Annotated in this window: 8 protein-coding genes; 6 read left to right on the top strand and 2 right to left on the bottom strand. The window is 32.3% G+C overall.

All coding sequences use genetic code 11. The annotated features are described in order from the left end of the window. Positions 1–76 precede the first annotated feature (76 nt). The 5 genes from BST83_RS11265 (at position 77) to BST83_RS11285 (ending at position 8,451) form a co-directional block, all read left to right on the top strand. Positions 77–3,430: a SusC/RagA family TonB-linked outer membrane protein gene (locus BST83_RS11265; protein ID WP_170062778.1), complete on the top strand. Its 3,354-nt coding sequence runs from the start codon at positions 77–79 to the stop codon at positions 3,428–3,430. A gap of 20 nt (positions 3,431–3,450) precedes the next feature. Then, positions 3,451–5,064, top strand: coding sequence for a SusD/RagB family nutrient-binding outer membrane lipoprotein (locus tag BST83_RS11270; RefSeq protein ID WP_104809875.1), 1,614 nt, complete (start codon positions 3,451–3,453; stop codon positions 5,062–5,064). A 15-nt stretch (positions 5,065–5,079) separates the two neighbouring features. Beyond that, entirely contained in the window at positions 5,080–6,225 is a 1,146-nt protein-coding gene (locus BST83_RS11275) for a hypothetical protein (RefSeq protein WP_104809876.1), read from the top strand. 79 nt (positions 6,226–6,304) lie between these two features. Further along, complete coding sequence (locus tag BST83_RS11280; RefSeq protein ID WP_104809877.1) at positions 6,305–7,546, top strand: T9SS type A sorting domain-containing protein; 1,242 nt, start codon at positions 6,305–6,307, stop codon at positions 7,544–7,546. A gap of 68 nt (positions 7,547–7,614) precedes the next feature. Then, on the top strand, positions 7,615–8,451 hold the full coding sequence (locus BST83_RS11285; protein ID WP_104809878.1) for a lamin tail domain-containing protein: 837 nt from the start codon (positions 7,615–7,617) through the stop codon (positions 8,449–8,451). Positions 8,452–8,672: 221 nt separating this feature from the next. On the opposite strand, the gene BST83_RS11290 is transcribed toward BST83_RS11285, so the two are convergent. Beyond that, positions 8,673–9,716: an IS5 family transposase gene (locus BST83_RS11290; RefSeq protein WP_104808182.1), complete on the bottom strand. Its 1,044-nt coding sequence runs from the start codon at positions 9,714–9,716 to the stop codon at positions 8,673–8,675. Positions 9,717–9,829: 113 nt separating this feature from the next. Between BST83_RS11290 and BST83_RS11295 the strand changes: the two genes are divergently transcribed. Continuing rightward, entirely contained in the window at positions 9,830–10,060 is a 231-nt protein-coding gene (locus tag BST83_RS11295) for an IS3 family transposase (protein WP_302849486.1), read from the top strand. Positions 10,061–11,104: 1,044 nt separating this feature from the next. Here BST83_RS11295 and fucP read toward each other — a convergent pair. After that, positions 11,105–12,415, bottom strand: coding sequence for an L-fucose:H+ symporter permease (gene fucP / locus BST83_RS11300; protein WP_104809879.1), 1,311 nt, complete (start codon positions 12,413–12,415; stop codon positions 11,105–11,107). Positions 12,416–12,460 lie beyond the last annotated feature (45 nt).

The following is a 12,460-nucleotide window of genomic DNA, read 5'->3' on the forward strand; positions in this document are numbered from 1 at the left end:
AACACTGAACAAATTTATGAAATTTAAACTAATTAAAATTCGTTATCTTTCAAAGAAACGGCTTGTTTTTACAGTTATGAAAGTATTTATATTCTTATTGTGCACATCTGTATTTAGTATGAATTCAGATAACATATTTTCTCAAGAAAATGTTACTATTGATAAAACTCAGTTAGCTACTGTTGATCAAGTGTTTAAAATTATCAAAGAACAAACTGATTATCGCTTTATTTACCCAAAAAATTTATTCAAAAAAGCTTCTAAAGTAGAATTGAATGCTGGTGAAATTAAAGTAACAAAATTATTAGAGAAATGCTTAGCAAGCAACAATCTTCAATTTGAGTTGGCTAAAAATAATACCATCATTATTAAAGAAAAGGTTTTTAATAAACTGATAGAAGAGGAAGCGGAACAGCAGCAAACAATAACAGGTGTTGTAAAAGACAATACTGGTATTCCGTTACCAGGAGTTAGCATAACTATTAAAGGAACTTCAACAGGAACATCCACAGATTTTGACGGCAAATTTAGTTTAAAAGTAGAAAGCACTAGTATTTTACAAATAAACTATTTAGGGTATAAAACGGTGGAAATAGAAGTTGGCAACCAAAAGATAATTAATGTTACTTTAGAGGAAAGTGCCCAAGCCTTAGAAGAAATTGTTGTGACCGCCCAAGGGATAAAAAAATCAAAAAAAGCATTAGGGTACGCAATAACAAGTTTAAATAGTGCTGATGTAGAACAAAGACCAGAAGCTGATGTAGCAAGAACATTACAAGGTAAAATTTCTGGGGTTAGTATTTCTGCTACTAATGGAGAAACCGGAGCAACCTCTTCGATTAGAATTAGAGGGTCTGTGTCTATAAACCAATCTAATGCACCTTTAATTGTATTAAATAATGTACCTTTTAGCGGTGTTCTATCGGATATAGATCCTAATGATATTGAAAACATGAATATCTTAAAAGGATTAAATGCAGCAGCTTTGTACGGTAGTGAAGGTCGAAATGGTGTAATACTTATTCAAACTAAAAGTGGTAATGCTACCTTAGGCAAAAGTAAGACTACCGCTTCATTTTCTTCAACAAGTTATTTAAATATAGTATCTCAATTACCAGATTATCAAAATATAATAGGTCAAGGTGCAGAAGGATCTTATGTTTTATCGAACCTTTCTCATGGTGGTCCTGAATTTTCATCTTTAGCGGAAGTACCTCATCCTTACGCTGATTTAAGTAGTATTTTTCCTGAATATGAAAATGTTATGGTGCCTTACGAGGCAAAACCAAATAACGTAAAAAACCTTTTTAATACGGGTGTTGGTAAAATACATTCCTTATCAATAGCAACTTCTAAAGATAAAGTAGCTTTTAATATCTCTGCAGGTTATACAGATGAGTTGGGAATTATTGGTGACAATAATTTAAAACGTTTTAATATTGGTTTAGGTGGCGCTGCGCAAGTAAGTGAAAAACTTAATATTTCAGCAACCCTAAACTACTCCACTAGAAAAGTAAATCGCATACAAGCAAGAGATGTTTTTAACCGCGTTTTTTACTTAGCCAGAAGTATCGATTTAACAGAACTCCCTTATCAAAATACGGTTACAGGAGAGTCTGTAAATTATCGAAATACAGAAACGAACCCTTTATGGTTGTTAAAAAATGCTGGAAGTACAGATGATATTACAAGAGTTTTTGGAACCTTCAATACAAATTATGTATTTAATGATAATTTAAACTTTACCTACAGAGTAGGATACGATAGTGAACATAGAAATGATTTAAATTACTCAAACCGAGGAGGAAAAGATGGCGATTATATTATTGGATATTTAAACTTATCTAACCGAAAAGAAGTAACGGTAGATCAAACCTTTCTTTTGGGATACAATAAAAATCTAAATGATGACTTTAGTTTAGAAGCTCAAATAGGTGCCAACTCTAAACTGACCAAAATAAAAAGTCAATCTTCAGATTCTGATCAACAAATTGTATATAACTTCCTGAATCCAAATAATTTCGCAGCTTCAGAAAGTTTTTATTACGCAGAAGATCGCAATATTGCAGGTATTTTTGGACAGGTTCAAGTAACATATAAGGACTATTTGTATACAACCCTATCTGGTAGAAATGATTTTGGTGCAAGTGTAGAAAAGGAAAATCAATCGTTGTTTTATCCTGGCGCCTCTGTCTCGTTTATCCCAACTTCTGCATTTGATATTAAAGGAGATGTTTTAAATTATTTAAAACTAAGAGCAGCCTACGCTACTTCTTCGGGATATCCAGATCAATACAGAACTAGAAACGCATTAATTATAGATACGAACAGGTTTGTGGCGGCAGACGGAACGAAGCCCGTTACGAACAGGTTTAGCCGAGTTTTTGGGAATCCGGATTTAAAACCAGAAATACACCAAGAATTTGAAATTGGTATCGAAACCAAACTTTTTAAAAACCGATTAAGCTTAGAAGCCTCTTATTACTCTAGAGTTTCTAAAGATCAAATTGTAGAATCCATTTTAGCTCCTTCTACTGGTTTTGATAGTAAATTTATTAATTTAGGTCGCATCGACAACCAAGGTTTAGAAATAGATTTAGGGTTTGATATCCTTAAAAATAATGAGTTTAACTGGAATCTTAGAAATATTTTTACCGCAGAAAAATCTTTAGTAGTAGAAACAACACCAACTGGTGGAAATATAGAATTAGGCGCAGACCGTTTTGCAGTTGAAGGATATCCTCTAAATACAATTATTGGTATTTATGCACTAAGAGATACTGAAGGTAATTTACTTATCGACGGCACAGGTTCTAGCACCACTTATGGTAAACTATTAAATAGTGGCGACATTGGTTTAGATCCAAAAGTGATTGGAGACCCAAATCCAGAATGGAGGTTAACCACAATAAATAGTCTTACTTATAAAAGTTTCAGGCTTTCTGCCCAAATCGAATATACACATGGTGGCGAAATATCTTCGTTAGCTGTAGAAGATATGTTAGAAAGAGGTGTAACCAGAGATACAGAAAATAGAGCGGGTTCTTTTGTAATTCCTGGATTTTTAGCAAATCATCAAACGGGAGAACCTTTATTAGATGGTAATGGCGATAAAATACCGAACACCATACAATTAAACGGAATAAGAACTTTATTTGGAAACTATTATAATGCCAAAGATTTAAGCATGTGGGATACTTCTGTTTTTCGTTTACGTGAAATTTCCTTCGGATATTCTTTTAAAACGAAAAAAGATCAAAAATTACCATTTGAAAAACTTGATATTACTTTTATAGGTCGTAATCTTTGGCACAGAGCACCTAATTTTCCCAAATATGTAAATTTTGATCCTGAAAGCGATGGAGGTTTAGGAAGAACAAATGTTCCTTCTACAAAACGATTTTCTTTAGGTTTATCAATAACCTTTTAACTTTCTTAAAAATACAGAACATGAAAAAAAGATTAAAATATTTTAGCTTAAGCATAATGATCTTTTCATTATTCTTATCCTGCGAAGTCACTAATTTTGATTTACAAGACAACCCAAACTTACTAACGCCGAGTAGCGCAGACCCAGAATTTCTTTTAAATGAATTACAATATTTGTTTCAAGATATTATGGGCGACATGAATATAAATACAGATGATGTAATGCGCTATGAAGCCTTAACTAGCAATTATGGAGACATTGTAGATTCCGATGTTTTAGATGCAGAATGGGAACGCTATTTTGAAGCGCTAAGCATTTCTAAAACGATTACAAATTTAGCAAGTTCTAATGATGGATTAATATTTCATAATGCTGTAAACAAACTTCTTATGGGATATTTAACCGTGACGATGGTCGATTATGTAGGTAATATTCCCTATTCAGAAGCTTCTCAACCAAATGAATTTAGCAACCCTAAATTAGACACTGGAGCAGATTTGTATAAAATGGTTCTTACAGATATTGATGCAGCAATTAGTGCTATAAATGCAGCTAAAGTAAATGTTTCTTCGGACTTGTTTTACAAAGGGAATAAAGAAAATTGGATTGCTTTTGCCAATACTTTTAAATTAAGAATATTAGTTCAAACGCGACTTAATAGCTCTGCTATTGGAGTTACCGATTTAAAAGGACAAATAAACACCTTATTATCAGGACCAATAATAGATGCATCATCAGAAGATTTTGTGTATTCTTATTCAAATTCCGCATCCCCAGAAAGCAGACATCCTTATTATCAAAGAAGTTATGTAGAAGGCTTCTCGCAATATATTTGTAACTATTTTATGTTTATGCTTAAAGATTCTAAAAGCATAAGAGACCCAAGAATTAGATATTATTTGTATCGTCAATCAAATATAGATCCTTTTAGTCCAAGAGTTTATCTTGCTTGCCAAGGAGATCCAACCGTAACTTATTGTTATGTAGGTGATGGGTATTGGGGATTAGACCAAGGTGAAGAAAGAACAGGTCGTGGAGATAATTTATTAAGAACTGTCTATGGAGTTTATCCCGCTGGTGGAGTTTTTGATGAAGATCAATTTAAAGATGCAACAAGCACAACGATTCAAAATAGTTCATTATTAGGCGCCGGAATTATGCCAATCTTAACCTCTTCGTTTGCAAAGTTTTTAGCAGCGGAAGCAGCACTTACTATCGGCACAAACGGTAATCCAAAGACATTGTTAGAAGAAGCAGTAAGAGCATCCATTGCCAAAGTTTTAAATTTTAGAAACTCAAGTTCTCCTTATACATCCAATGCTATAGATATTGAAAACTATGTTGCTGAAGTACTTAGTAACTATGAAAATGCTACAACAGTCGAAGAACGATTAGATGTTATTATTACAGAATATTATTTAGCAGGTTTTGGAAACTCTATAGAAGCTTACAATGCGTATCGAAGAACAGGATATCCCTCAAATATTCAAATACCTATTACAGATTCAAACCCAACATTTCCAAGAAGTTTTCCATATTCTGCGATTGCAGTTATGAATAATAGTTCAATTTCTCAAAAACAAAATACGGATAAAGTGTTTTGGGATACAAATCCAGCTGGGTTTATTAAATAAATAAAAGATAGTAATATGATAAAATATATAAAATACGCTGCTTGTTTTCTACTCTTATTTTCATGTGCTGAAAACAGTAACCTACCCGATGACTTTGCTTTTAGAGGCGGTTATGCGCAGTTTACCACAAAGCCAATTCTTAATTTCAATATATTAAATATAGATAATGAAAAAGTTATTGGAAGTTTAATAGATCCTAATAATAATATTACGAACTATTCTTTAGCGCTGCATTACAATGGCACCGTTGTAGAAAATATTGTAGTCTTAACCTCTTTTCCGGCTGCATTAGAAATCCCGTTAAGTACAATTATTGCTGCCTCAGGGCTTACGAGTAATGATATCAATTTAAGCACTAAATTTACTTTAGTAGCTACGATTACTACTCCAACAGGCGTATTTTCTGGCTTATCCCCTATTGATGGTGGCTTAGGAGGAAATACTTCAACACGTCTTAAAAATCCTGAGTTTATGAACGCGGTAGAGTTTGATATTACCTTTTTTCTTCCGCCTGCAAAAACCATCCGAAGGACTTCTTTTGAAGAAGTTGCTGTTGGCGCAAATGATGCAGTCTATACTAGAAACGGAGGTGAGGATGAAACCTTAGATTTAATTAATGGTACAAATCCTCCTTTTGTAGATTTTATGGCTGCCGGTTCTTCTGTTGAAAATGAATTAGGTTTTAATTCAGAATATGTTGCGTCGCCAGGAATAAGTTCTAGCAGTTTAGGGTTTTCTTCTGAACGAATTGGAGTAACAGCATCCTTAGAAAATTTTGTGGCGTATCCAGATGGTAAACAAGGATTTCATTCAGAAGATGCAGATGGAACCATAAAAATTACATTTGATACCGTGAATGTTCCTGCAGGACAAGCAAACTCTGGGGTTTCTTTTCAAGCTTTTTTTGGAGATACTTCATGGGAAGAAAAAGACGGAATTGTTGCTTACTTAAATGTAACCAAAGATTCAGGAAATGAAGTTATTGAAATCGTGCGTCTTTTTGATGACGATATCGAAAATATAGCAGGAAAATGGAACGAGTTTAACACTGGGTTTTTAAAAAATATTCGCTCTTATCAGCTTATAATTGAGATTTCTAGTGGCGCAACACCAGAATATTTTTATATAGACAATGTTATTTTCTATGAGCCTTTAGAGTAATCTTTATAGCTAACTTAAAAAAAAGAGACCAATTGTGCTCAAATTTATCAATACGATGCATTCCTTTTAAATTTAAATTATGAGAAAAACAGTACTTATTCTTTTTTTATTACTTAATTTTTTAAGCTTACATGCGCAAACAGCTTCGGGAGATATAGAAAATTATGCTGAAAGTATTATTAATAGGATGCCTGGAAGTTCTGTTAATAACTATATACAACCTACAACAGCGAACCTAGCAACTTGGAAATCTATAATTAATTTTATCTTATCGGATAATCTTACAGATGCAAGAGCTATTGCCAGTCCTATAAACTATCAGATAACAGAATTTACAGACACTTCTTTAAATCCGAATAAGATATTTTATGTTTTGGAGGAGAAAGCGATACAAAATCGATACTGGGGAACATATATATTTAGTAAAAATCCAGCAAGAAACAATTTAATTATTGCGGCTCCTCATTCAAAATTTGACACGAATACAGGCAATCAAGCGATATACTGTTTTAAAAATACATTAGCCAAAGCTGTATTTATAAACGGTACACATCGTTGCAATTCATTTACAAGTAGCAATTGTTATGGCACAACAAGTGTCTGCGGATCTACGGGCAATTATAAAATTTCTGATCAAGCACACAATACCACTTCAATGTTTCAAATAACGACAGAAGTATTGTATAGTAGCATCGCTAATGCTGTGTTTGTTCAACTGCATGGTTTTGCAAAACAAAGCAATGATCCTTATGTGATCATGAGCAATGGCACGAATAAAACACCAAGTGTCGATTATGCGGTACAAATAAAAAACGCCTTGCTACAAGAAGACCCTAGTTTAACCTTTAAACTCGCGCATATTGATACAGATTGGACGCGCCTAACCGCATTTACAAATACACAAGGGCGATTTATTAACAACTCTTCTAATGCTTGTAGTACCGATGCAACGGCTACTTCTGGTCGTTTTATTCATATTGAACAAGAGAAAGAAAAGTTACGAGATAGCGTAAAAGACTGGAGAAAAATGAGCAATGCCTTAAAGAGTGTTTTTACAAGTACATTAGGGCTCGACGAAAATATTTTAGAGACAAGTATTACCATATATCCAAATCCGGTGAGTACTATTCTTGAAATAAGAGCCGCTAAAATTAAATCTGTAGAGCTTATAAATATTTTAGGAAAATCGATGCACATCTATACCAATAATATCCAAGAAAATGCGGTACAAATTAATATAGAAGACCTTGCTAAGAGTATGTATTTTCTTAAAATAAATACAGGTAATAGCAGCGTTATAAAAAAAATTATTAAAAACTAATTTTAATAATCCAAATCAATAAATCTTTAACCATAGACAGGAAAACTGTTTATTAAAAACTAACAATTATGAAAAAATTTTACTTTTTACTACTTGCAATTGCTTTATTTAGCAGCACAATGTCTGCACAGTTAATTATTAATGAAGTATTGTTTGATCCCGCGCCTGATATCACTGGTGATGCAAATGGAGACGGAACTAGAAGCGCGAGCAATGATGAGTTTATTGAATTAGTAAATTCAGGGGCAACTGCGTTAGATATTAGTGGCTACACTATTGAAGACAGCTATACCGCAACCATAATAAGACACGTAGTTCCTGGTAATACAGTACTTCCGGCTGGTGGTGTTTACCTTGTTTTTGGAGGAGGAACACCAACTGCTTCTGGCACTGGTGCTGGAAGTTTTGGAGTTTCTACTGTGGTTGTAGCATCTTCAGGTACCTTAGGGTTTAGTAATTCTCTCGAAGTAATTATTGTAAGAGATGCATCAGGAACAGCAATTGCTACGCTAGATGCAAGCACTTTATCCGTAAGCACGGGCGCTAAAGTTTCTGTAACAAGAAGTCCAGATATTACAGGTGAATTTATTTTACATCCAACGGTAAATGGGGTAGCCTTTTCGCCAGGTCTTAAAATTGATGGGAGTTCTGTTTTAAATATTAAAGAAGATGTATTCGCTGTCTTTGCAATGTATCCAAACCCTGTAATTAATGGAGAATTAACAATCATTTCTGCCTCTAACGGCTTAAAGAAAGTGGAGTTGTTTGATACTTCTGGACGCAGTGTATTACAAACGAACTTAACATCGAATGTATTAAATGTTGAAGCTGTTAAGAGTGGTATTTACTTTCTTAAAGTATCACAAGATAATAACACCTCTACATCAAAGGTACTTATTAAGTAAATTAGGAATTGTTTAGATACCTAAAAAGCTACCCCAGGGATAACTGGTGTAGCTTTTTTGTGTTTTAGGGTTGTTGTAAACTCTTAACTTAACACCGTTGCAAAAAGCGAACTTAATTAATTTTACTTTTTAGAGTTCCCTTTTTTTTAGCTACAACATCGATTATGCTATTTTTTTTCTATTTTAAGTGAGTAAATGCCTTTTTTAGGCTTCATTTTTCCTTAATTTTTACAATTAGACGCAAATATCCCTGGACTTCGATATAAATTGTAGCACATTGCCTCCATCAAATTTTGTGTATGCATTTTTTTCATCCCTCTGTATCTTGCAATTCCACCTTTAAACCATAATTTTATTCCTCCAAAAGTACGTTCTACTTTAAACCTTGTTTTTCCTATTAATTTATTGAATCTAGTTTCCCATTTTGTTAACGGTTTATTTTTTACCGCCTTTTTAAGGATATGATTCTTTAAATTACGCTTCTTTAAAATCGCAACATTTTTCTTTGATTGGTACCCTTTATCTGCCTTTAGAGGGATGTCTTTTGGTAATACCACATTTACAGTTTCTAGAACTTCCTCCAAATTTGCAATCTCATTTTTGCTGGCAGTTGTGGTTAGTACTCCTAGAACGAGTCCTTCGTTATCCGTTACATGATGCTTTTTAAACCCAAAATGGTACTTTCCTCTTTTCTTTAACCAAGTACCCTCTTTATCGACACTATCTGGATATTCTTTGTGTACTTCTACTTGGTCTGCACAGCGGTCTTCGGTTACCTTAAAATTTGTTTTTCCTTTTGGTCTAAGTGGCGTATCTATTACACTAGCGTCTATTATTAAACCTGTTTTTACAATGATATTATGTGCTTCTAGCTGTTTGTTTATGGAGGTAAATAATTTTTCGAAGGTTTGTGTTTTGGTTAATGCGGTTCTAAACCTACTTAAAGTACTATGATCTGGAGCAACCTGTTCAATGGTCATCCCACAAAAATAACTAAAGGAAAGACTGTCATTTATTCGGTCTTCAACTTCATAATCGCTTAAACCATACCAACTTTGTAAAAGACACATTTTAAAAAGTAATGTCCCATCATAAGAAGGCTTGCCAGTGGCACTTTTTCCTTTTAAATAATCATTATTTATTAGGATAGAGATCGTATCCCAATCGATAAGGGTGTTTATTTGGGTGAAAAATGTCTTTTTAATTTTTCTTGCTCGTAAATCACAAATGCTATCGGCTAAAGTTGGTTGTTTTTGTATTTTCACACACTAAATTTACAAATTAATACACTTACAATTAAATATTTAACATAAATAATTACGTGTCATTTTTGTTTTTTTTTTAGGCACTTCCTTGCAACGGTCTTGAATTTACACACATTGCAACACCAGAGGAAAATGCACATATAGAAGCCTATCACGGAATATTAAAAAAAGAAGTTTTTAAAAGGTTCGACTACCAATATTTTGGAGAAATAGAACAGATACTAAAACGGTATGTGAAATTTTATAACAATAGAAGGCTAAACGGCTTATTGGGACGAATAACACCAATGGAAAAATGGAATGCTGATAAAAACCTAATTATAATGAAAAAATTAACCGCTTAATTAATAATCGAAATTTAAAAGAATACTCTTGTTTTATAGGGGTTAAAACAATGACAACGACTGTAATCAAACTTAATAGTATGATTATTTGCTTCAAATATATTTACTGAGTTATACGCTTAGGTAATATAGTTTAATTAATATTTCATTTGGTTTAAAAGTGTTTACATAAATTTTAATCCATAATTACAGACTTCAATTAATCTGTTTATTTATTTTTAAAGAAAAGTCGATTCTAATTATCTGGAAAACAGAATACAAAATAACGGCAACTAACTGACTAACTCTATATATTTAATAAATTATTCATAAACGTAAAGCTCTTATTCTTAATTTAGGCTCAACAGAGATAGGTAAGAATGCAATATTATACTTTACTTGTTCTTTCCACCTTAAGCCTTTCTGTTTATCTGATTATAATAATTCAACTTTATTTTTTTGAACAAGTTGATGAAGAATTATTTTCATAATGAACCAAACATTAAATAATTATATTATAATTTTTTATGAGAATTTTCTAAGGAAACCCTCAAGTTTTTAGTTTTTAAATATTAAAATTTAAAAAAATTATTAGCCATATACTGAGTATAAAGTTTCAAATTTAGGACTTGAAATTGAGAATTGTGCCTTTTAAAGTAACAACATAAATCACTGTTTTTCAATATATTAAAAACTTGGTACGTAATTCGGTGCGTAAATTTTTAATACAAATTACGCATCGAATTATCTGTCAAATATTTTAATCTATTCATTACCTAAATATCCAAGTGCATTCTATAAATGCTTAGCCCTAATCATGAAAATTACATTTGAATTTAAAGAAGTTGAATATTGAGAATTTATTGTTTAAATTAAAAATAATACAGAAACTAATGCTATGGTATCCGTAGTCATTTTTAATATTCTGAAAAAACAAAAAAAATAGACTGATACACTAAAATTCGAATAATCTTAGTGCTTTATATACTTACTCATTCTAGCTGTTTTTAGCTTATTATAAATCTAAATATTTTAACAAATCTCATCCTAGAATCATTTTATCAATTATTTAATTTCATGTTTTCTAAAAACATATGACCCATACCAACCTATATAAACAAAGCAAAGTAAAGGTAATAAATAAGAAAAATTAATTTCTGGAACTCCAAGAATATTAGTATCCGCAACACCATTTCCTCCAATATCTATAATAAGCGCCTGTAATTTTGGCATTAGAGCACCACCTACAATAGCCATAATTAGTCCTGCAGAACCCACTTTAGATTGTTCTTCTGTTAAACCACCTAATGCTATCCCATAAATTGTTGGAAACATTAATGACATACAAAAAGAAATTCCTACTAAACTATACAACCCAATAATACCATGTATAAAAACGGCACCCAATGTAAATCCAATACCTAAGAGGGCAAAGTAAAATAACAACTTACCTGAACTAATAAATCTTAATAAATAAGTTCCAACGGCCCGTCCAAATGTAAATATAACGAATGCTGCCATTTGATAATACCCAGCGGAAACACTATCAATTCCAATAGCTTCAGCATACTGATAAATATAGGTCCAACACATAATAAGACAACCAGTATGAAAAATTTGAGCTAAAACTCCTAAAACATATTTTTTGTTTTTTGAAAGTACTTTAAAAGTATCTGCTATATTTGGCATACCCCCTTCTTCTTTTGATTGAGGCATTTTGCTAATAATAAACAAGACAAATACAGATATAATAACCAATCCTAAAATCACATATGGATTACGTATTACCATTAAATCTGATGTCCTTATTAATACTTTTGAAGCTTCGTCTAAAGCACTAAAGTTTTCAACATCATCCGATTTCAAATTCTTTAAAACAAACTGTTGTGCAACAAAAAGTCCTACTATTAAACCAACTGGGTTAAATGCCTGTGCCAAATTTAAACGTTGTGTAGCCGTTTCTTTAGGTCCCATTGCTAAAGCATATGGATTTGCAGCAGTTTCAAGAAAAGCTAATCCAAAAGTTAAAATATATAATCCCAAACAAAAAAACCAAAACTGCTCTGTAACAGCTGCAGGATAAAATAATAGTGCGCCGGTAGCATATAGCCCTAATCCAATTAAAATTCCAACTTTATAAGAGTACTTTCTCATTAACATTGCAGCCGGTAAAGCCATGCAAAAATAACCGCCATAAAACGCCATCTGCACCCAAGCAGCTTCAGAATTTGACAATTCTAACACCTTTTTAAAGGCTTGTACCATTGGGTCTGTAACTGCATTTGCAAAACCCCATAATGCAAATAAAGATGTAATTAGTATAAAGGGAATTAAAAATTCTTTCTTTACCACAGGTATTTTTGTTGGTTTATTCATGTTTAAAATTTAGTTGTATTTTTTTTGATTTGCTTTAAATATATT

The sequence above is a fragment of the Polaribacter filamentus genome (genome assembly GCF_002943715.1).
GTDB classification, from domain to species: Bacteria; Bacteroidota; Bacteroidia; order Flavobacteriales; family Flavobacteriaceae; genus Polaribacter; species Polaribacter filamentus.